Here is an 18,743-nt window from a genome sequence, read left to right as displayed (position 1 = left end):
AATGTCAGAGGAGGCTCTCATGAATCACATTTTATATATTGAAGATGACCAAGAAATTGGCCAATTTGTAAAGGATGATTTAGAAGATCGGGGCTATATGATGATATGGCTCACTTCTTCTTATAATTACGAAACATATATAGAAAAGGCAGATCTGATCGTGCTTGATATAATGATGCCCGGTTTAGATGGATTTACAATCGGTCAAAGAATGAAAAAAACACATCCGCAGATTCCGCTCTTGCTTTTAACAGCCAGAACGGGTCTGGAAGATAAACTGAAAGGCTTAGGATTTGCGGATGATTACGTGACAAAGCCCTTTCATCCCGATGAACTGGCTGCTCGAATCGAAGTATTATTAAGAAGATTTGACAAGACTGCCATTCATGAATTAAAGCTAAAACACTTAAGTGTTCACTTGAAAGAAAAAAGAATTTTAAATCATCAAACTCATGAGGAAATATTTTTAACTGACAAGCAGTTAAGGATTTTTTTGCTTTTGCTTAGACATCCCAATCAAATATTAACAAAGGAACAAATGTATGAAAATATTTGGGAACAGCCTTATATCGAAGGGGATAAGACGTTGATGGTGCATATCCGGCATTTACGGCAAAAAATCGAGATCAATCCAAATGAGCCGGAAATTCTTGAAACAATCAGAGGGATTGGATACAGGATTAAACAATGAAATTATCAACAAAATACCTTATTAATATCGTTGCCTCCATTTTATTTTTTCCGATAGCCTTTTTAGGCGTGAATTTTCTATACTATGTCACATTAACATACATGATTGATCACCAGGGGCAAGTACACTATGAACCAAACAAATTGGAAAGTGATTGGAAGTCTGATGCGGAAGACTTTTCAGGGAAATCCAATCGGGAAATTACGTCTGCTTTCTCTCACATGAAGCAATATAAACACTCTGATATTGTATGGATAAATGATAAGGGAAAAGTGATGTTTTCGAACTCAGAACGGTTGGCCAAAAAGGGTGAGGTTATTCACGTTAGCGAATTGATAAAATTGATGGAACAAAATCAAAAGAAATATGTATTGCTGAGTGCTTATGTAAATGGGAGTGAAGACAGCGGATATGCATTTTTAGAAACTCCGCGCTCAATTATAGGATCTCAATGGGAGGTTATGAGGGCTAAGTATTCCTATATATGGTTTATCGCCTTGATTTTTGTCTGTTCACTTTTTGTGATTAATTCATGGATGTTTTTTGCGAAAATACAAAAAAGGTTAATTTCTTTAGGGAATCATATGAAAAAACAAGATAATGACGGCATACCGGAATTTGTAACAGTTAAACAGAAGGATGAACTGGGCCAAGTGGAATATTCATTCAACCAGATGGTTAAGGAACTAAGGAACAGCAGACAAAAAGAGCAAGAAGAAGGCGAAATCCGAAAAAACTTGATTGCTGATTTATCTCATGATTTAAGGACCCCTCTTACGGTTATTAGAGGGCATACATTTACGTTAAAGAATGAAATAAGCAGTGAAAATGGAAAGCATTCTTTAGGCATCATAAACGATAAAATAACGTTTATGGGCGAACTGATTGACAATTTGTCATCATTTTCTCTTCTTGCCGCAGGTAAATTGCCGCTTCATAAAAAGAGTTGTGACATATTAAAGATAATACGTTCTTCGTTAACAGCTTGGTATCCGATTTTTGAGAAAGAGCACTTTACAATAGATATTGATCTGCAGGAAAACATCGTATGGGAAATAGACGAGACTTGGCTGAAGAGAATTCTTGATAACATTTTTCAAAATGTTTTGCGCCATGCTCGTTCAGGAAAATACGTTTCTGTACAGACAAAGCTAATTGAAAACAAACACATAATCATAATTGAGGATAGGGGCCCGGGAATGAATAATAAATCTGAAAGAAAAGGCGCCGGGATTGGCTTATCGATCATTAATATGATGCTTAAACAAATGGGGCTTGAACGTAAAATAAAGAGCAATCAAAACGGAACGGTTTTTATTATTTGTCAAAACAGCAGTGAATACGTGAAGCCGTAGAGGCTTCACGTATTTTTTATGTTGAGAAATTTAAACGTAAATTAACCTTGACTATATCTTCTTTTTAACCTCGTAAGTTTATATTATAAACAATCTTTTTCCCAGACTAATCGGCATATTTGAAAAAATAGAATGTAAATGGAGGGTGATTTGACATGGAGCAGGTTATTTTTGTGATTTCAATGCTCGCTTTAGGAGTTACACTGGTGACATTTTTCGGAATGATTTTGAATGACGGATTAAGAGGAGTATTAAACTTCTCAAGAAAACCCGTAAAATTTATGACCGGAACATTTCTGGTATACATTGTCGCGTTTGCTGTTTATATTTTAATAAGTGTAAGGTAATATCGAAAAATAAAAAAGCGTTCCTGTAAAGGACGCTTTTTTTATATTAATTTTATTCCGCTGATCAAAATAATCGCCGCCATTACAAACTGCAGCGGGCGCGGAGAGAATTTCGGCGAAAAGAAGCTGCCGAGGAGCACACCCGGTACGGAGCCGAGCAGAAGATTCAATACGAGCAGGTAATCAACGCTGCCGAAGCCTGCGTTTAACAGACCTGCGGCCGTTACGAGCAGAAAGGCATGTGCGATATCTGTTCCCACCACTTCTGCAGTTTTCATTCTGAACAGGTACAGCATGGCGATCGCGAATAATGAGCCGGACCCGATAGATGTCAAGCCGACGATGAAACCGAAAATGATGCCGATCAGTATCATAAGTGTCCGTTTTTCTTCAAGCGTTTTTTGCTGCCAGCGGTTCGGCCGCAGTTTTTTATCGAAAAAAAGGCGGGCGATAATGGAAATGGCGACAAGAGTCAGCACGTAGCCGAGCGCCTGTTTGATAATCTGCTCCTGATGCTGGTGAAAAGCGGGAAACAGGTGAAGAATGCCGATGGCGGCTGTTGCGCTGGGAATACTTCCGAGCGCCAAGTAGCCGACAAGTTTAAAATGAACGGTGCGCTGTTTCCAATGAGAAACGACACCGAACAGTTTGGTGATCGAGTTATATAAAAGGTCCGTGCCGACGGCAATTGACGGGTTGATTCCCAAAACGATCAGTAAAGGAGTCAAAAGCGCCGCTCCTCCCACACCCGTCAATCCGACCAGCGTTCCGACAATGAACCCCATAAACACAATGCTTACAGTCATCTGTGTGCCCCCTGAATAATCCTACTATTTTTATCAGATTATATATGATTAAGGGGCGATTATCAATTAAATTTTCGGAAAATTTCATACAGAACAAAAAAATCCGCCAGCCTGCTGTTATTTCGCAGACCGGCGGATGGCCGGATTATGATTTTTGCTGATAAAACGGAAGTTCCGTGTGGCCCATTTCTCTTACATACACGAAAAGATTGCCTTTATGATGAATTTCATGTTCCATGGCAAGCTGAAGGAGAGCGGAGCCGGTAATTTTTCTGCCGAAAGAGGCAGTCAGGTCAATTTCGCGGTTCAGCTGCTCTTCAGTCAGCTGTGACAGGATGTCTGTCGTTTTTTCAGTACATGCTTCCGCCAGTTTGACGAGGTCTGTTTCCGCTTCTTCTTTCGGCTTGTTCTGGATGGCTGATCCGTCTCCGTCTTTAATGACGTTTGCAAACATGAGAAAAGAATAAACGATGTGTTTTACAAGTTCCTGAGCGGACATTGATGTCTCTGCCGGCTTGTAATCGTAATGTTCGCGGCTGATTTTTTCCGCCAGCTCAATCGTCACGTTTCGATGTGACAGAAAGTGGCTGACCAATTGATTTTGTGCTGTCATGTGAAAACCCCCATTTGATCAAGAATTAAAATGATGCAAGGATATGCTATATCAACGGCACGGAAGAAACAAGCAATAAGCTCTTGATGAAGATAAATCGTTGCGGATTTCCGAAATTCGACAATTGCGGTCTTTTTGCGTTCTTCTTTTTCTAGCAAATATGATAAAATATGACATATCTCGGTCATTCCAAAAGGGGGGATTAATTGAGGATGAAGCAGACTATTCCGTCCTCTTTTGTCGGGCTCAAAATTAATGAATGGTATACCCATATCCGGCAGTTTCACGTCCTTGAGGCGGAGCGCGTCAAACGTGAAGTAGAGAGAGAGATCGAGGATATGGAAGAAGATCAGGATCTGCTGCTGTATTATTCATTAATGGAATTCAGACACCGCGTCATGCTGGATTACATTAAGCCCTTAAAGGAGGACCCTTCTCAGCCTGAGTTTTCAGAATTATTGGAAGACATTGAAGGCAGCCAGTATAAGCTGACAGGACTGCTTGATTACTATTTTAATTTTTTTCGAGGAATGTATGAATTTAAACAGAAAATGTTCCTAAACGCCATGATGTATTACAAACGGGCTGAAAAAAACCTTGCACTCGTTTCTGATGACATCGAGAAAGCTGAGTTTGCTTTTAAAATGGCCGAGATATTTTACAACCTGAAACAAACCTACGTCTCCATGAGTTATGCCGTACAAGCCCTTGAAACGTACCAATCGTATGAGACGTACAACGTCCGCAGAATCCAATGTGAATTCGTTATTGCAGGGAATTATGATGACATGCAGTATCCAGAAAGAGCATTGCCCCACTTAGAACTTGCTTTAGATCTTGCGAAACAAGAAGGCAATCCCCGTCTTATTAGTTCAGCCTTATATAATCTCGGAAACTGCTATGAAAAAATGGGAGACCTCTCTAAAGCAGCCGAATATTTTGAGACATCTGTTTCCATTTGCAAGTCAGAAAAGTTCGATAATCTTCCGCATTCTATTTACTCATTAACACAGGTCCTTTATAAACAGAACACCACTGCCGAAGCAGAGAAGCAATACCGCCTCGGGCTTAGTATCGCCCGCGAATACAATGATGAATTGTTTGTCAAGCTGTTTCAATTTTTACATGCGTTATATGGCAAGATGGATAACGCATGCGTCAGGCACACCTTTGAGTTTCTGGAGGAACACATGCTGTATCCGTATGTTGAAGAATTGGCGCATGACGCAGCTAAATTTTACATGGAGCACGGACAGCCTGAAAAAGCGCTCACGTTTTATGAAAAAATGGTGCACGCCCAAAAACAAATCCAGAGAGGAGATTGTCTATATGAAATCTAAACTGTTGTCAGGATTGCTGCTTGTTGCTGTCGGGTTCAGCTTTACACAGGGAATCGGCCATGAAAGCCATTTGGAAAACCAAGCGGACGGCACATTTCATATTGCCGCGCGCAACCAAACATAAGTAAAGACCCTTCTTAGGAAGGGTCTTTTTTTTGCCTAAGCACAAACATTCCACTTTTATCCGATTGCGGGGTCTATATACTCAAGGCGTCTGTCCTACGAATGCCACCTATTTATGAAAAAGGCATAAGGAGAGATGAAGAGTGGGGATTGAAGTGAAAAAACGGCTCGTATCGGCTGATAAATATGCGTTAAAATGTCCGAACCCAATGACGCCGGAGTATATTACCATTCATAACACGGCAAACGACGCATCCGCCGCCAATGAAATCAGCTATATGACGGGGAACAGCGAATCAACGAGCTATCATTTTGCAGTCGATGACAAAGAAGTGATTCAGGGCATTCCGCTGGACCGGAATGCCTGGCATTCGGGAGACGGCACAAACGGCACCGGAAACCGGAAGTCGATTGCTATAGAAATCTGTTACAGCAAGTCAGGCGGCGAACGGTACAGAGCCGCAGAAGAACTGGCGATTGAGTTTGCCGCTCAGCTTCTGAAGGAGCGGGGCTGGGGGATTGACAGAATCAGAAAGCACCAGGACTGGAACGGAAAGTACTGCCCGCACCGCATTTTGTCTGAAGGCCGCTGGGATGAAGTGAAGGCGAAAATTGAAAAGAAATTAAACGGCAGTATGCCGGCGAAAAAGGCCGCCGTTTCTTCGTCGGTATCTGAATATCATGTGAAAAAAGGCGACACCTTGTCGGAGATTGCCGCATCACACGGTGTCAGTGTAAAATCGCTGCAAAGCTTAAACCATATCACCGACCCGAATCACATTACAGTCGGGCAGGTGATCAAGCTGTCTCAGACGGGATCTTCCTCGAAAAGTCAGGCGGCGTCTTCCTATCCGCTCCCGTCCGGAGTGATTAAAGTGACAAACCCGCTGACGAAAGGGACAAACGTGAAACAAGTGCAAAATGCTTTATCCGCCCTTTATTTTTATCCTGATAAAGGCGCAAAATATCACGGGATTGACGGCGTTTACGGTCCGAAAACGGCAAATGCCGTAAAACGTTTTCAATCCGTCAGCGGATTAACGGCAGACGGAATTTACGGCCCGAAAACGAAGGCAAAAATCGAGGAAAAGCTGTAATCAATAAAACGGAAGCTCCCCGGGCTTCCGTTTTTCTTACATACAAACTGCGGCAAGAGCCTTTTGAATATCATAAATGCTTTCATCTTTTTTAAACTGCTTTGAGACAGCGGGAATGTCCGCGCCGGAAATCCAAATTTTCAGCTCTGAATCTAAGTCAAAGCGGCCGGCGGTTTCTACGCTGAATCTGGAAATGCTTTTGTACGGAATGGATTGAATCTCTGTTTTCTTACCCGTAAGTCCCTGTTTATCAACAAGAATAAGACGCTTATCCGTAAAGACAATGATATCGCGGACGAGTTTAAACGCGGCGTTGACATTCTCACCTTCCAGCAGAATACGGGCCAGTTCTTCTTTTGCTTCAGCCTTCGATATTGTCGACGCATTACCCAGCAATCCATTGATAAACCCCATGATAGATCCCCCCTGATACGTATTCTTTCAAATCATACTATAAAAAGGTTTTCATTCCTAGATGAGTAGAGTAAACTGGTGCTGACTGAAAAAGGAGAGCATGTTAAACATGAAAGATCGATATGACAGCTTCGCAGCTCTTTCCGCTGCTGAATCGGAATACAGAATTATCTATGAAGAAAATGAGGGAAGTGAACATATCGTCCTCGCTCCCCACGGCGGCAGAATTGAGCCCGGTGTCAGTGAACTGGTGCGGGCATTTTCTGACCAAAGTTCAATTTACTTATTTGAAGGCACAAAGCAGTGCGGCAACCGTTCCCTCCACTTGACAAGCACACGCTTTGATGAACCGCTGGCTTTAGAAAAAGTGACCGCTCATCATTATGCATTGGCTTTTCATGGGTACCATGATCGGGAAACGGCAAATACACTCGTCGGGGGCGCGGATCTGGAAAAGGCCAGACTGATTTGTGATCTGCTGCGTGAAGCGGGTTTTAGCGCCGAGCTGACGGACATGAACAATCGGCTGGCAGGTGTAAACCCCGGGAATATTGTGAATCGGACAAAAAGGAAAATGGGGCTGCAATTGGAAGTAAGCACGGCACAGAGAAATGCGCTGTTCAGCAATTTTGGCTGCCGGGGAGAAGAATACACGCCAACGGATCTGTTTTTTCGGTATGTAGATGCCGTCAAACTCGGTTTTTATGATAAATGAACAGGGTTCACTGGGTCTGTGGGGAGCAAGAAGTGCTTGGCTGGCAGCACGGTGAGAACAGCTTCATAATGCAAAAACTTTTCCTCCGATGTCAAAATGATGACATTCTGCCGGCTGCGTTTTCAGCCGGCAGAGAATCGCTAGTTTTCAATAAAATACGGCGATTTTTCTTCAGCGGCATGCAAGTGTGTCTGCCTGCCTTCGTAATACACATTCGGCCGCTTGTCGGATAGCAGACAAGTGAGCCGCTTCTGAAATTGAATACCTGCTTTACGCCGTTCAAACAGCTCAAGCCTTTTTTCCGCAAATGACGCCGTCACCCGGAAAGCGGCTGCGATTAAAATGACGGCGTGGTTCCTCCGCTGAGGAAGCTCCATGTTTAACAGCATAAAGGTCGGTACACAGAAGTGGTACATAAAATGGTTGGCCTGGAATTCCTGCAGTTCCCTGAACAGCTTGTTCATGTGGAAATGGTTCCCGGTATGCTTCAGCACATGGCACAGTTCGTGTGCAAAATCCTCCCATTGCTCCTCAGGTGACTTTTTTTGGTTCAGGACGATGCTGTACATGCCGTCCCGCTTCAGCATCATGCTGTGCGTATCTTCAAAATGAATCCAAATGTCAAGCTCCTTGGCAATCGTTTGCATATCAATATGGAGGGGGGCGGTCATTCCCATGCGGCAATATAAGTTTTTGACGTATTCCTCAAGATGTGTTAAAAAATCGCCCAATTGAATACACCCTTTCGAACATATGTTCTTTTTTAAGCGAGAAAGAAAAGCCCTGATCGGACTTTGAATCAATTCCCTTTTCTTTCAAAAATAAACATTCAGATATTATATCGGCTGAACGTTAAGCATTTTAAGGAAAAGAGCGAATTATTTATGTTTCGGCCTGCGGTTTTTCTCTTTTTCTTTTAAATAATTAATGAATTCAATGGCCTGCTGTTTGCTTTCCGGTGAAAAGTCCTGCATGTCCCGATATGCGATCTGCAGGTCGGGATCGGCAAACATGTCTTCATCTGAAGGTTCTTTTCCGGTTAACAAATAATCCGTCGACACTTTGAAATAATCCGCAAGCTTTTGCAGCGTTTCATAATCGGGTTCAGATCGGCCGTTTTCATAATGAGAATATCTGGCGCGCGAGACACCGATATGATTTGCGACTTCTTCCTGCGTTTTTTTTCCTCTGAGACTTTTCAATCTTCCGCCTATCATCCGAACGACCTCTCTTTTTTCAACACCCTAAGTTACTTATCATTATAGATACAAAATGTATCAAAATAAAGCGATGATAAAAAAAGTATCAAAAAGGTCTTGATGATACGAAAAGTATCGTTTATAATCAACATCACAGGGATACTAAATGTATCAAAATATGATAAGAAATTGATCAGGAGGGTGAGAGATGCATCCGATTATCATCCGTTTCAGCAGCAATCCGGCTGACCAAAGAAGTTTAGGAAAAGCAGGCGGGTCGATATCTTTTACCGCTTGCGGACTTCCGGTGTTCCGATTTGATAACCGATTGCAGTATGAACACTATATAAGTTTGAAGAAAAACGGAGATGTCCGTTATGAATCGTAAAAGCTACCCGTTTTTTATCTATTCCGGATTATTGAATTCTGAACATTATGACAAAATAGGTTCCGCTTTATGGCTGTTTTTATGGTTCATCAGTTCAACGACAAAGGAACACGTAAAAGACGGCGTCAAGTGGGGGCTTGTCCTCGGACATAAGCCAGTAAAAGCAAGAGAAATGGCCGATGTATTCGCAGTCAGTGAAAAAACCGTCAGGCGGTGGCTCGAGAGCTTGGAACAGCATGAATATATCAAAACCGTCCGCGCGCCTTACGGACTTATCATCTCCGTAAAACACTCGAAAAGATTCACGCAAAAAGGGACATTGCCCCGCCCGGAAGCAACTGACCGGACAATATCGGCAGATCACCGGGACAAAAATGTCCAGAGAGAAATAGATATAACAAAAAATCATACTGCTGAAGAAGCGATTACCGAAATTGCCGCCCATTTTATCAGATTAAGGTCTGCACAGGAGGGGCGGAGCGTATACCCGTCGCCCCGGGATTATCAGGCCATCGCCCGTATTGTTTCCCTCGGTGCGTCAGCACAAGAAGCAATCAAATGGCTCGGCGAATGCTTTACAGCTTTTGAACAGCGGCGCACCTCTTCAGCTGAAACGATCAAGGCTTTCAGCTATTGCGCCAAGTTTATGGAGGACCGCTTGAATGCACGAATTGCGGGAAGGACAATCACAACAAAAAAAGAGAGGAATACGATACATGACAAAACGAACGATCGAGCAGATACTGGCCGACCTGAAAAACGGAAAACGTCCATTACTGGCGGACAGACCGGAAGAATCAGACGAAAGCCGCTTTGACTGTCCGCTCTGTAAAGATCAGGGCGGTTATCTCGAAAAACAGCTGGGAATGGATGTGTGGGTCAAGTGCCGCTGCGCCGCGGAACGAAAAGCAGAGCGCATCCTCAGCGCAAGTGAGATTACAGGCGCTTTTCGGAAGCTGGATTTCAAAGGATTTATTACGCAGGGCAAGCCTCAGGCGATCGTTGACGCATATGAATGCGCCCTTGAATTTGCTGACAACTTCGACAAGATTAAAAACTGCCGGAAAAACAGCATTGCCCTATTAGGGCGTCCGGGATCGGGGAAAACCCACATTCTGACTGCTCTCAGCAATCATGTCATGAGACAGAAGCAGACACCGGTGCTGTATTTTCCTTTTGTGGAGGGATTTACAGATTTAAAAAATGATTTTGATCTGCTCGATACAAAACTGACCCGTATGAAACGGGCGGATGTGCTCTTTATTGACGATCTGTTCAAACCGCTGAACGGAAAACCCCGGGCGACCGATTGGCAGATTGAACAAATGTACGCCGTCGTGAATTACCGCTATTTAAATCATAAACCGCTTCTTATCTCGAGTGAGCTGGCGTGTGACGAGCTGGTGCAGGTTGATGAAGCATTGGGCACAAGAATGTATGAGATGTGCAGCGATTATTTAGTCATCATTAATGGAAACCCATACGAAGTCAACCACAGATTAGAGGGGGCGAGATAATGTGTAAACTGTGCGGGCCAAAGAGGGTCGTTGTGACGGAAACAAGTTTCGGCGCTGTCTTTCACCCTTGCCCGAACTGCAAAACAGGAACAGATTTAACGCCGGTCATTAAACGTCTTGAGCGAATGGTTCAAGACGCAAAAGCGAGGCTTGATGCACGTGTATAAATATATCAAATGGCTTTTTTGCCTGCTGTTCAGGGCGAAACGGATCGAAAAGCAAATTGAAGCATGGCATGAGGCTGATGGAAAGTGAGGATAAACATTGCAAGTAAACAACAGCCCCGCTCCATGGCGGGCCGTACACAGCGGAGAAGAAAAACCCATTTACATTTATTCTGCTTACAGCGAAGCGGAAAAAGAGAAATTTCCTTATTCAAACGGAAGGCTTATCGCGGCCGTTTTCAACTTAAGTTCATACTCACAGCGGATCAACGCGGCAATGATGGCGAAAGCCCCGGAACTTTTTGAGGCGGCCGAAACGGCTCTCCGCCTGCTCCGGGGAGAAAGCGCTGAAGAAAAAGAAGCATTCATAAATAATCTCGAAAGCCTCATACATGAAGTAAATATCCTGAAAAAGACGGAGGGCGTAAAACATGAATCCTAAAAAACTGTCAGACATTGAACATACAACATTAAAAAGCCAGCTGGAAGAAGGCAAGGTGCGGGTGATTATTGTAGACGGGCTGAAGAATGAAGCCTGGCTCGCAGAGGCGCCGGAGCACGGCAAAACGCTTGTCGAAACGAGAAAAGGCGACCTGGCCCGTGTCGAATATGAAATCGGCTTTAAATTGAATTAATCGAGAAAACAGAATACGTCCAAGACGGAAAGCCTGCGGACACTGATCAATCGCACATATGCTGCGCATTGGTCGGTGTCCTTTTTTTGTCCGAAAAAGAGGAGGATCTATGATGGAAGACTTACTATTTGAATATAAACGCACGCTGAAAGAGACGAAAAAATGGTACAAGCAGCTGGGGGAAGCCGATGAATCGGCTCTGACTTCAGAAGAACTGAAAGATAAAAAAATCATCAGAACGATCATTACAGATTTGGAATATGTCACCGAATGGCTTGAAAAAGGCCGGCAGCCCGGCATAAGAAGAGCAATAGACCGCAGAGACGCTTATCAAAGGATGCTGATTAAAGATCCGAGAATCATAGATACCTATTCACAGGCGCTGATGTTCGAACCTTCCGGGAATGTGACTGAAGAAGACAGAATCAGACTGCGGGAAGCATTAGCCGTTTTAACGGAAAGAGAAAAAGAAATACTGCTGCTCCACAAAGCGGAATGCTTTTCATATGAACGAATCGCCGCATTGCTGAATGTAAAAAAATCAACCGTACAGACGACGGTCAAACGGGCGCTTCTGAAAATTCAAAAACAGCAGGAACAAAGAAATCAGTCGCCTGCTTAAAATGTTGTCATACGTTTGCCACTTAGAAGTGAACAGACGATTACAAAAAGCGGCCCGAAAGAAGCCGCTTTTTATTATAGACATCCATGTCGGAGGTGGCGGTGATGCCGTAGCATGAAAAACGCAAAAAGAGAACAGGCATTTACAATCTATCAGTCTCATAAAGGCCGCATCACAAACCGCGCCCTTGCCGGCAAATCAGGCGTATCCGCAAGAACGATCGGCAGATGGAAAAAAGAAGGGCGCTGGGACGAGGCGCTCGATAAGAACGCGGAAAGCGGCGGAAAAATCGCCCCGGCCGAAAGTGATGAGTTAAACGAACGGCAGCGGCTGTTTTGTCTTTATTATGTGAAAAGCTTTAACGCCACCCAATCTGCGATAAAAGCCGGGTATTCACCGGAAAGCGCGCATGTCACGGGAAGCAGGCTGTTAAAAAACGAAAAAGTCGCCAAAGAAATCAGCCGCATGAAAAAGGAAATGGTCAATAAAGTGTTTGTCGAAGCGATGGACGTTCTTCAAGTCTATGTGAAAATCGCTTTTGCCGACATTACCGATTATGTAACCTTCGGAAAAAAAGAGGTTCAGGCCTTCGGAAAATCAGGGCCGCTCTTTGACGAAAATGATAATCCGATTATGCAGGAAATCAGCTACGTTGATGTTAAAGATTCGAATCTGCTGGACGGAACGATCGTTACGGAGGCAAAACTCGGGAAAGAAGGCATTGCAATCAAGCTTGCCGACAAAATGAAGGCTCTTGAAAAGCTGTCGTTGTACTTTGACCTTTTCCCCGATCAATTTAAACAAAAAATTGAAAATGAAAAATTAAAGCTGGCGCAGCAGAAGCTGGAAAAATCAGAAGACAGCCAAAAGCCGATTGACATTGTCATTACGCGGAAAGAGGAACGGCCATGATTGAAAAAGCGGTCAACCCGCGCTTTGAAGATTATTTATTCAATTGGAATGAAACGTACCAATTTCTCGTCGGAGGCTATGGGTCGTCAAAAAGCTATCATACCGCGCTGAAAATCATCTTGAAGCTGCTTCGTGAAAAGCGGACGGCGCTTGTGGTGCGGGAAGTTTTCGATACGCACAGAGATTCTACCTTTGCCTTGTTTGAGGACATTATCGAAGAGCTTAAGCTGGGACATGCCGTAAAGGCCGTGTCTTCACCGATGCAGCTGAGATTTTCAAACGGAAGCCGGATTATGTTTAAGGGGATGGACAACCCGGCCAAATTGAAATCCATTCATCATATTTCTCTGATTTGGATTGAAGAATGCTCAGAAGTGAAATATGAAGGCTTTAAGGAGCTGATCGGCCGTCTGCGCCATCCCGAGCTTTCGCTTCATATGATATGCACCACAAATCCCGTCGGCACTTCCAATTGGACGTACCGGCATTTTTTTCGTGATGAGCAAAAAAAACGGTTCGTTTTGGATGATCAGATGCTGTATGAAAAAGGCACCGTCGTTAAGGGAGATACGTATTACCATCATTCCACAGCGTGCGACAATCTGTTTTTGCCGAAAAGCTATATTAAGCAGCTGGACAGCTTACGGCAATACGATCCCGATTTGTACCGGATCGCCCGCAAAGGACAGTTCGGCGTGAACGGCATCCGTGTATTTCCGCAATTTCAGGTCCTGGAGCACAACGAAGTAACAGAGAGGATTGCCGCCATCAGGCGCCCTCTGTTTCGGACGGGCATGGATTTCGGTTTTGAAGAGTCATACAATGCGGTCATCCGGCTTGCCGTCGATCCCGATCAAAAAGAGCTTTATATTTTCTGGGAGTATTACAAAAACAAAATGACCGATGACCAGACAGCTGAAGAGCTTCAGGAATTGGCGGATCAAAAAGAGCTGATCAAGGCGGATTCGGCCGAGCCGAAAAGCATCCAATATTTCCGCAGGCAGGGCTTTTGTATGGTCGCGGCCAAAAAATTTCCCGGCTCAAGGCTCCAGTATACGAAAAAGCTGAAACGGTTCAGACACATCTATTGCTCAGACAGCTGTGAAAATACGATCCGCGAATTGCAGAACTTAACATATGCGAAAAACAAAAACGGCGCTCTGTCGGAAGATGAGTTTTCAATTGATCCCCACACACTTTCAGCCATTTGGTACGCGCTGGATGATTATGACGCGGCGGATCTGAAAGAGTCATCGCAAAAACGGATGCGTCCGAATCGGGAAAGGAGGAGGTAAACGTTGCCCAACAATCAAAACGTTAGAGCCACCGTCATTAAATCAAAAATGGCCGCGCCGCAGGCAAGGCAGATGCACGAAGATCAATTTGCCGATCTGTACGGAGAAGATATCATTTCACCGCCCTATAATCTGATCGAGCTGAAAACGATCGCCGAATATTCGACCATTCTTCAGCAGTGCATTGACGCATACCGGGTTAATATTACGGGTTTTGGATTCGATGTGGAATATACCTTTGACGTAAATAGTTCAGAATGCTCCCCGGGCAAAAAGGCGCGGGCCGAAAAAAACTGGATGAAGCTGGAGAGCTTTTACAAATGTCTTCATTTTGATGAATCGGCTGAGACGATCCTCGGATATGCGATAGAAGACCGTGAAAAAACAGGCAACGGTTTTCTCGAGGTGCTCCGGGACGGGCTGGGAAAACCGGCGGGGATTGAATATCTGGATGTAAAGCATATGCGGGTATGCGGTGTGACTGATCCTGTTGAGGTCACGTTTTCCTATGAAGAAAACGGCGCATCCAAAACGATTAAAAGGCAAAAACGGTTCCGTAAATATGTTCAGATGCTGAACGGACGGAAAGTGTTTTTCAAGGAATACGGCGATCCCCGTATGATGGACATGAGAACCGGCGAATACGTAAAAACCCTGCCTGAAAAGTACAGGGCAAATGAAGCCGTTCACTTAAAAATCGGAAGCGGAACGTACGGTATTCCGCGCTGGGTCGGCAATATCGTCAATCTGTACGGCGCCCGGAAAGCGGAAGAACTGAATTTTATGTATTTCAAACAGGGCCGTCACGTGCCGGCCGCCATTACGGTTGAAAACGGTATGCTGTCAGAAGCATCGTACAAAGAGCTTCACGATTATATGAATGACCTTGAAGGGGTGGAAAACGCCCACAAATTTTTGCTGATTGAGGCGGAAGGCATTGCGAAGGAAAAAGACCTTCACGGAGGCGAAGACATTACGCCTGTGTCTGTGGAAATTAAATCACTTGCGGAAATTCTGCAGGAGGATGCGCTGTTTCTTGAATATGACGACAAAAGCAGAAATAAACTCCGCTCCGCGTTTCGTCTCCCGCCGCTTTATACGGGCGAGGCGCAGGAATACAACAAAGCCACAGCCGATACGGCACGCAAAATCACGGAGGAGCAGGTGTTTCAGCCGGAGCGGAAAACGCTGATTAATAAGCTCAATACGTTATTTTTGCCTGAACTGGGGCTTCACGATGTACAGCTCACATTAAAAGGGCCTGATTTTCGCGATCCGCTTGAAATTGCGAAGGTGCTTACGCCATTTATCTCCGCCGGCGCGGTTTCTCCTAATGACCTCCGTGATCTGGCCGGAAGAGTGCTCGGCAAAACGCTTGAGGAATGGCCGGAAGAGTACTACAGCCGGCCGGTGCTGAAAGGGAAAAAAGAGCAATCCTGAAAGGGGGTGAAAACATCTCGTGCCGAGAGAATTAAGAAATGCCGTCATCAGTTTTGTGAGTTATGTCGATAAAGCGGCGAACCAAACAGAATTTTTTTTCACAAAAGCAGCCGGCCTTCCGTCATTTGAAAAAAAGGTGCAGGTGTTTACAAAAAGCGAACCTGATGAGCAGAAGCTTGTCTACGGCATCGTTTACGAGCCGAATGTCCCGGATGCCCATGGCGATTATATGACGGCCGAAGAGATTGAAAAGGCCGCTCACGGTTTTTTGGCGGACGCCCGCAACATTGATACAAATCATAATTTTGAAGGCGGAACCGGCGAGGTGGTGGAGTCGTACGTCGCCCCGGATGACTTTGAAATCGGGAATGCTGTGATCCGGAAAGGATCTTGGGTGCTTGTCACCAAAGCCTCCGATGAAGTATGGGATCAGATTAAAGCAGGTGTCATTACAGGCTACAGCATGGCGGGAACCGCTGATGTTTACGAGGAGCCGGCGGAAAAGCAAGCCGGCTTAATCGGCGCGGTCAAGCAATTTCTCGACCGTGACCGCAAATCAAGATACCGCAAGGGAGAGGACTTGAACAAGATGAGAAAAGATGATGTAAGAGAATCGATTGAACACGCGCTGCACCCGCTCTTAAAGCGGCTTGACAGTATGGAGCAAAATACGGAAGACAAAGACGGGGCGCCTGCACAGTCTGATGAAGAAAAACTGAAAACGCTTGTCGAGGACATGCTGGCGCCGATTATTAAACGCATCGAAGCGCTTGAAAAAGCAAGAGGCGCTTCAAAGCAGCCGGAAGAAGAGACGGGCGGCCAAGAACCTGTTAAAAAATCCATTTGGAGCGGACTGCTTTAAGCCCAGTCAGAAGGAGGAACTGTTAGTGAGAAATCAAGATATCATCAGAAAGGCGGAAATGTCACTTTCCGCTTTAAAAAGCGGCGGTTTAATGAATCCCGCACAAGCTTCAGCATTTATCCGCATGGTGCAGAACACGCCGACCATTTTCAGCGAATCACGTGTGATTCAAATGGAAAACGACTCGCAGAAATTTGAAAAAATCGGTTTCGGCCAGCGTATTCTGCGTGCTGCTGAGGAAGGAAAAGCCTTAACGGACGATCAGCTGACCGTCCCGGCAACAAGTACGGTGCAGCTGAATACGAAAGAAGTCATTGCGGAAATTAACATCACCTATGACACGCTTGAAAACAACATTGAAAAAGACGGTCTGCAGCAGACAATCATGCAGATTTTAGCGGAGCGGGCGGCAGTTGATATTGAAGAGCTTGTCGTAAACGGCGATACATCTTCTTCTGATCCGTATTTGGCACAGCTTGACGGAATCCGTAAACAGACTGTGTCTCACGTCATCGACGGAAATGGGGAAGAGCTGTCCAGAGCTACATTTAAAAAAGGTTTGAAAGCCATTCCGGCAAAATATTTACGCCTGCCTCAGGAATTCAGATTCTACACGTCTCAGGGCATGGAGATTGAATGGAAAGACCGTGTGGCTGACCGTCAGACCAATCTGGGGGATCTTGCGGTGCAGGGCGGTTTATCCTCAGCATTCGGCGTTCCGGTCAAAGGGGTTTCCAATCTGCAGCCGTACTCAGTCGGAGAAGGTGATTCCCAGTACGATGCGTCCGACATCATTTTGACTCACCCGAAAAATATCATTCTCGGTTTTTCACGGAATATCCGAATCGAAGTAGATAAAGATATCCGCAGCCGAAAATTTATTATCGTACTGACGGCTAAACTTGACAGCAAATTTGAAGAAGAAGATGCAAGCGCCAAAATCGTAAACGTTAAAGAATAAGCCGGGGGTGGCAGTTATGTTAATTCAGCCGTCTGATGTTGCCTCATATTCAGTTTATGATGAAGTCAAAAACAGGCCGGAGCCGCTGCTTATACAGGACATTCTGGAGGCGGAAGCGGAAGCGGCCAGAATGGCGGGGCACTCGTTCACTGATCCTGTTTACTCACCGCTTCCCGAGAAGGTTAAGCTTGCGTTATTAAAGCTTTCTCAATATTTTGCGCTGATCAATCAGAATGAAGCCGCCGCTTCCGCCTATCAATCTGAAAAGATAGGCGACTATTCCTATACAGTGTCGGGGGAAGGCGGAATCCGAAAACCGGCGGTATACCATCTGCTCTGTGAATATATCGCGCCGGGCTATTCCCCGGTTTCTATAAGCGCTAAGGTGAGACCGTTATGAGCTATGAACGGCTGCTCACTGACAGATGCGATATTTATCATGAGACGGTGTCAGTTCCGAAGGCCGGGCGCTTCGGCATTCCCGCTGAAAAGCTCCAGCCTGTTTTTACTTATCCGGACGTTCCCGACGCTGAAGACGTGCCGTGCCTGTTTGTTGAAAAACAGCAGCGGCTTATTCAGCTTGCGCCTGATCATAAAGTATATCAGCGGTTTCTCGTTCATTTTCCGAAAGAGGCTGCAGTGCGTGTTAATGACAAAATCATTTGGGAAGGACAGGCGTATATTCTGGAAATGCCGAAGAAAGCAAGACAGCACCATTGGGAGGCCATCGCTGTGAGAGATGACAGACTATGAGCAAAAAAAGCCTGGAAAAATGGAATCGGTCGCTGCAAAAGACATCATCCGGAGAATTTGCCCGTCAGGCTGGCCGATGGCTGGAACAATCAGGGGAGGATTTTCTCGACCTGGTACGGGAGGAGCTCATGCATTCGGGAGGGATTGATACAGAAAACCTGCTGTCTTCCTTCCGAAAAGGAGCGCAGGATCATGTATGGATCATTGAAAACGGGGGACTGACCCTTGAAATCGGCACTAATGTAGAGTATGCCTCATTCATAAATGACGGACATTGGACCGTCTCAGATGAAAATGTCAGATGGGTGCCCGGGTATTTTCAAGGCTCCCGGTTCATCTATGATCCGTCAGCTTCAACCGGAATGGCCCTCAAAAAACAGTGGATCAGCGGGAATGGGTTTTGGGACAAAGCCCTTCTTATGTATGAAACCATCTTCGCCGGTTCGCTGGACAAGCGCTTCAATCAGTGGCTCAACACGTTAGGGGGGAGATAA

The 18,743-nt window shown here is 45.0% G+C and carries 27 protein-coding genes; 22 read left to right on the top strand and 5 right to left on the bottom strand.

The window, feature by feature from the left end; genetic code table 11:
• Positions 1 to 19 precede the first annotated feature (19 nt).
• The 3 genes from AC1DN5_RS07215 (at position 20) to AC1DN5_RS07205 (ending at position 2,393) form a co-directional block, all read left to right on the top strand.
• On the top strand, positions 20 to 691 hold the full coding sequence (locus AC1DN5_RS07215; protein WP_198698733.1) for a response regulator transcription factor: 672 nt from the start codon (positions 20 to 22) through the stop codon (positions 689 to 691).
• A complete protein-coding gene (locus AC1DN5_RS07210) occupies positions 688 to 2,046 on the top strand; it encodes a HAMP domain-containing sensor histidine kinase (RefSeq protein ID WP_047475434.1) in 1,359 nt (452 codons plus the stop codon). The genes AC1DN5_RS07215 and AC1DN5_RS07210 overlap by 4 nt, the downstream gene beginning before the upstream one ends.
• Before the next feature lie 155 nt (positions 2,047 to 2,201).
• On the top strand, positions 2,202 to 2,393 hold the full coding sequence (locus tag AC1DN5_RS07205; protein WP_047475432.1) for a hypothetical protein: 192 nt from the start codon (positions 2,202 to 2,204) through the stop codon (positions 2,391 to 2,393).
• Positions 2,394 to 2,434: 41 nt separating this feature from the next.
• Here the strand turns inward: AC1DN5_RS07205 and AC1DN5_RS07200 are convergent, their stop codons facing one another.
• The gene (locus AC1DN5_RS07200; RefSeq protein WP_099744185.1) at positions 2,435 to 3,199 is read right to left on the bottom strand and encodes a sulfite exporter TauE/SafE family protein; all 765 of its coding nucleotides are present in this window, start codon (positions 3,197 to 3,199) and stop codon (positions 2,435 to 2,437) included.
• A gap of 145 nt (positions 3,200 to 3,344) precedes the next feature.
• Complete coding sequence (locus tag AC1DN5_RS07195) at positions 3,345 to 3,812, bottom strand: DinB family protein (protein WP_016936470.1); 468 nt, start codon at positions 3,810 to 3,812, stop codon at positions 3,345 to 3,347.
• Positions 3,813 to 4,018: 206 nt separating this feature from the next.
• On the opposite strand from AC1DN5_RS07195, the gene AC1DN5_RS07190 reads away from it, so the two are divergent.
• The 3 genes from AC1DN5_RS07190 (at position 4,019) to AC1DN5_RS07180 (ending at position 6,372) form a co-directional block, all read left to right on the top strand.
• Positions 4,019 to 5,152 (top strand): Rap family tetratricopeptide repeat protein, encoded by a 1,134-nt coding sequence (locus tag AC1DN5_RS07190; RefSeq protein ID WP_095240872.1) that lies wholly within the window; start codon positions 4,019 to 4,021, stop codon positions 5,150 to 5,152.
• A complete protein-coding gene (locus AC1DN5_RS07185; RefSeq protein ID WP_016936467.1) occupies positions 5,142 to 5,276 on the top strand; it encodes a PhrA family phosphatase inhibitor in 135 nt (44 codons plus the stop codon). The genes AC1DN5_RS07190 and AC1DN5_RS07185 overlap by 11 nt, the downstream gene beginning before the upstream one ends.
• A gap of 142 nt (positions 5,277 to 5,418) precedes the next feature.
• Positions 5,419 to 6,372, top strand: a complete 954-nt coding sequence (locus AC1DN5_RS07180; RefSeq protein ID WP_099744184.1) for an N-acetylmuramoyl-L-alanine amidase — start codon at positions 5,419 to 5,421, stop codon at positions 6,370 to 6,372.
• Positions 6,373 to 6,408: 36 nt separating this feature from the next.
• Here the strand turns inward: AC1DN5_RS07180 and AC1DN5_RS07175 are convergent, their stop codons facing one another.
• Complete coding sequence (locus AC1DN5_RS07175) at positions 6,409 to 6,786, bottom strand: PH domain-containing protein (RefSeq protein ID WP_095240870.1); 378 nt, start codon at positions 6,784 to 6,786, stop codon at positions 6,409 to 6,411.
• 109 nt (positions 6,787 to 6,895) lie between these two features.
• On the opposite strand from AC1DN5_RS07175, the gene AC1DN5_RS07170 reads away from it, so the two are divergent.
• Positions 6,896 to 7,501, top strand: a complete 606-nt coding sequence (locus tag AC1DN5_RS07170; RefSeq protein ID WP_099744183.1) for a poly-gamma-glutamate hydrolase family protein — start codon at positions 6,896 to 6,898, stop codon at positions 7,499 to 7,501.
• Between the two features lie 140 nt (positions 7,502 to 7,641).
• On the opposite strand, the gene AC1DN5_RS07165 is transcribed toward AC1DN5_RS07170, so the two are convergent.
• On the bottom strand, positions 7,642 to 8,232 hold the full coding sequence (locus AC1DN5_RS07165; RefSeq protein WP_045925396.1) for an ImmA/IrrE family metallo-endopeptidase: 591 nt from the start codon (positions 8,230 to 8,232) through the stop codon (positions 7,642 to 7,644).
• Between the two features lie 147 nt (positions 8,233 to 8,379).
• Positions 8,380 to 8,718 carry an HTH-type transcriptional regulator Xre gene (xre, locus tag AC1DN5_RS07160; protein WP_016936462.1) on the bottom strand — a complete coding sequence of 113 codons (339 nt, stop codon included), beginning with the start codon at positions 8,716 to 8,718 and terminating at the stop codon, positions 8,380 to 8,382.
• A gap of 190 nt (positions 8,719 to 8,908) precedes the next feature.
• Here xre and AC1DN5_RS07155 point away from each other — a divergent pair, with 190 nt between their 5' ends.
• The 15 genes from AC1DN5_RS07155 to AC1DN5_RS07085 all read left to right on the top strand — a co-directional run bounded on the left by AC1DN5_RS07155 (position 8,909) and on the right by AC1DN5_RS07085 (position 18,743).
• On the top strand, positions 8,909 to 9,088 hold the full coding sequence (locus AC1DN5_RS07155; protein WP_047475424.1) for a hypothetical protein: 180 nt from the start codon (positions 8,909 to 8,911) through the stop codon (positions 9,086 to 9,088).
• Entirely contained in the window at positions 9,078 to 9,905 is an 828-nt protein-coding gene (locus tag AC1DN5_RS07150; RefSeq protein WP_016936460.1) for a hypothetical protein, read from the top strand. Before AC1DN5_RS07155 ends, AC1DN5_RS07150 begins: the two co-directional genes overlap by 11 nt.
• Positions 9,805 to 10,605 (top strand): ATP-binding protein, encoded by an 801-nt coding sequence (locus AC1DN5_RS07145; RefSeq protein ID WP_099744182.1) that lies wholly within the window; start codon positions 9,805 to 9,807, stop codon positions 10,603 to 10,605. Before AC1DN5_RS07150 ends, AC1DN5_RS07145 begins: the two co-directional genes overlap by 101 nt.
• Positions 10,605 to 10,772 carry a hypothetical protein gene (locus AC1DN5_RS07140; protein ID WP_095240868.1) on the top strand — a complete coding sequence of 56 codons (168 nt, stop codon included), beginning with the start codon at positions 10,605 to 10,607 and terminating at the stop codon, positions 10,770 to 10,772. Before AC1DN5_RS07145 ends, AC1DN5_RS07140 begins: the two co-directional genes overlap by 1 nt.
• Positions 10,773 to 10,869: 97 nt before the next feature.
• The gene (locus AC1DN5_RS07135) at positions 10,870 to 11,211 is read left to right on the top strand and encodes a hypothetical protein (RefSeq protein WP_045925400.1); all 342 of its coding nucleotides are present in this window, start codon (positions 10,870 to 10,872) and stop codon (positions 11,209 to 11,211) included.
• Entirely contained in the window at positions 11,201 to 11,404 is a 204-nt protein-coding gene (locus AC1DN5_RS07130) for an XtrA/YqaO family protein (RefSeq protein WP_045925401.1), read from the top strand. Before AC1DN5_RS07135 ends, AC1DN5_RS07130 begins: the two co-directional genes overlap by 11 nt.
• A gap of 112 nt (positions 11,405 to 11,516) precedes the next feature.
• Positions 11,517 to 12,026 carry a sigma-70 family RNA polymerase sigma factor gene (locus tag AC1DN5_RS07125; protein WP_099744181.1) on the top strand — a complete coding sequence of 170 codons (510 nt, stop codon included), beginning with the start codon at positions 11,517 to 11,519 and terminating at the stop codon, positions 12,024 to 12,026.
• Positions 12,027 to 12,140: 114 nt separating this feature from the next.
• Positions 12,141 to 12,938: a terminase small subunit gene (locus tag AC1DN5_RS07120; RefSeq protein ID WP_016936453.1), complete on the top strand. Its 798-nt coding sequence runs from the start codon at positions 12,141 to 12,143 to the stop codon at positions 12,936 to 12,938.
• Positions 12,935 to 14,233 carry a PBSX family phage terminase large subunit gene (locus AC1DN5_RS07115; protein WP_016936452.1) on the top strand — a complete coding sequence of 433 codons (1,299 nt, stop codon included), beginning with the start codon at positions 12,935 to 12,937 and terminating at the stop codon, positions 14,231 to 14,233. Before AC1DN5_RS07120 ends, AC1DN5_RS07115 begins: the two co-directional genes overlap by 4 nt.
• A 48-nt stretch (positions 14,234 to 14,281) precedes the next feature.
• Positions 14,282 to 15,673 (top strand): phage portal protein, encoded by a 1,392-nt coding sequence (locus AC1DN5_RS07110; RefSeq protein ID WP_099744186.1) that lies wholly within the window; start codon positions 14,282 to 14,284, stop codon positions 15,671 to 15,673.
• A 19-nt stretch (positions 15,674 to 15,692) separates the two neighbouring features.
• Positions 15,693 to 16,535 (top strand): XkdF-like putative serine protease domain-containing protein, encoded by an 843-nt coding sequence (locus tag AC1DN5_RS07105; protein WP_366969513.1) that lies wholly within the window; start codon positions 15,693 to 15,695, stop codon positions 16,533 to 16,535.
• 25 nt (positions 16,536 to 16,560) lie between these two features.
• Positions 16,561 to 17,496, top strand: coding sequence for a phage major capsid protein (locus AC1DN5_RS07100; RefSeq protein WP_007407274.1), 936 nt, complete (start codon positions 16,561 to 16,563; stop codon positions 17,494 to 17,496).
• Between the two features lie 16 nt (positions 17,497 to 17,512).
• Positions 17,513 to 17,896, top strand: coding sequence for a protein YqbG (yqbG, locus tag AC1DN5_RS07095; RefSeq protein WP_099744180.1), 384 nt, complete (start codon positions 17,513 to 17,515; stop codon positions 17,894 to 17,896).
• Positions 17,893 to 18,249: a DUF3599 family protein gene (locus tag AC1DN5_RS07090; RefSeq protein WP_016936448.1), complete on the top strand. Its 357-nt coding sequence runs from the start codon at positions 17,893 to 17,895 to the stop codon at positions 18,247 to 18,249. Before yqbG ends, AC1DN5_RS07090 begins: the two co-directional genes overlap by 4 nt.
• Positions 18,246 to 18,743 carry an HK97 gp10 family phage protein gene (locus tag AC1DN5_RS07085; RefSeq protein WP_366969511.1) on the top strand — a complete coding sequence of 166 codons (498 nt, stop codon included), beginning with the start codon at positions 18,246 to 18,248 and terminating at the stop codon, positions 18,741 to 18,743. Before AC1DN5_RS07090 ends, AC1DN5_RS07085 begins: the two co-directional genes overlap by 4 nt.

Source organism: Bacillus sp. 01N42_2, assembly GCF_056399565.1.
The sequence above is the reverse complement of the archived record's forward strand: the minus strand, read 5'-3'. Positions and strand labels throughout refer to the sequence as shown.

Bases quoted from the DNA above. Each gene is read 5' to 3' on its own strand.
- AC1DN5_RS07215 (WP_198698733.1), top strand. From the start codon at position 20: ATGAATCACATTTTATATATTGAAGATGACCAAGAAATTGGCCAATTT.
- AC1DN5_RS07210 (WP_047475434.1), top strand. From the start codon at position 688: ATGAAATTATCAACAAAATACCTTATTAATATCGTTGCCTCCATTTTA.
- AC1DN5_RS07205 (WP_047475432.1), top strand. From the start codon at position 2,202: ATGGAGCAGGTTATTTTTGTGATTTCAATGCTCGCTTTAGGAGTTACA.
- AC1DN5_RS07200 (WP_099744185.1), bottom strand. From the start codon at position 3,199: ATGACTGTAAGCATTGTGTTTATGGGGTTCATTGTCGGAACGCTGGTC.
- AC1DN5_RS07195 (WP_016936470.1), bottom strand. From the start codon at position 3,812: ATGACAGCACAAAATCAATTGGTCAGCCACTTTCTGTCACATCGAAAC.
- AC1DN5_RS07185 (WP_016936467.1), top strand. From the start codon at position 5,142: ATGAAATCTAAACTGTTGTCAGGATTGCTGCTTGTTGCTGTCGGGTTC.
- AC1DN5_RS07175 (WP_095240870.1), bottom strand. From the start codon at position 6,786: ATGGGGTTTATCAATGGATTGCTGGGTAATGCGTCGACAATATCGAAG.
- AC1DN5_RS07170 (WP_099744183.1), top strand. From the start codon at position 6,896: ATGAAAGATCGATATGACAGCTTCGCAGCTCTTTCCGCTGCTGAATCG.
- xre (WP_016936462.1), bottom strand. From the start codon at position 8,718: ATGATAGGCGGAAGATTGAAAAGTCTCAGAGGAAAAAAAACGCAGGAA.
- AC1DN5_RS07155 (WP_047475424.1), top strand. From the start codon at position 8,909: ATGCATCCGATTATCATCCGTTTCAGCAGCAATCCGGCTGACCAAAGA.
- AC1DN5_RS07150 (WP_016936460.1), top strand. From the start codon at position 9,078: ATGAATCGTAAAAGCTACCCGTTTTTTATCTATTCCGGATTATTGAAT.
- AC1DN5_RS07145 (WP_099744182.1), top strand. From the start codon at position 9,805: ATGACAAAACGAACGATCGAGCAGATACTGGCCGACCTGAAAAACGGA.
- AC1DN5_RS07140 (WP_095240868.1), top strand. From the start codon at position 10,605: ATGTGTAAACTGTGCGGGCCAAAGAGGGTCGTTGTGACGGAAACAAGT.
- AC1DN5_RS07130 (WP_045925401.1), top strand. From the start codon at position 11,201: ATGAATCCTAAAAAACTGTCAGACATTGAACATACAACATTAAAAAGC.
- AC1DN5_RS07125 (WP_099744181.1), top strand. From the start codon at position 11,517: ATGGAAGACTTACTATTTGAATATAAACGCACGCTGAAAGAGACGAAA.
- AC1DN5_RS07120 (WP_016936453.1), top strand. From the start codon at position 12,141: ATGAAAAACGCAAAAAGAGAACAGGCATTTACAATCTATCAGTCTCAT.
- AC1DN5_RS07115 (WP_016936452.1), top strand. From the start codon at position 12,935: ATGATTGAAAAAGCGGTCAACCCGCGCTTTGAAGATTATTTATTCAAT.
- AC1DN5_RS07110 (WP_099744186.1), top strand. From the start codon at position 14,282: ATGGCCGCGCCGCAGGCAAGGCAGATGCACGAAGATCAATTTGCCGAT.
- yqbG (WP_099744180.1), top strand. From the start codon at position 17,513: ATGTTAATTCAGCCGTCTGATGTTGCCTCATATTCAGTTTATGATGAA.
- AC1DN5_RS07090 (WP_016936448.1), top strand. From the start codon at position 17,893: ATGAGCTATGAACGGCTGCTCACTGACAGATGCGATATTTATCATGAG.
- AC1DN5_RS07085 (WP_366969511.1), top strand. From the start codon at position 18,246: ATGAGCAAAAAAAGCCTGGAAAAATGGAATCGGTCGCTGCAAAAGACA.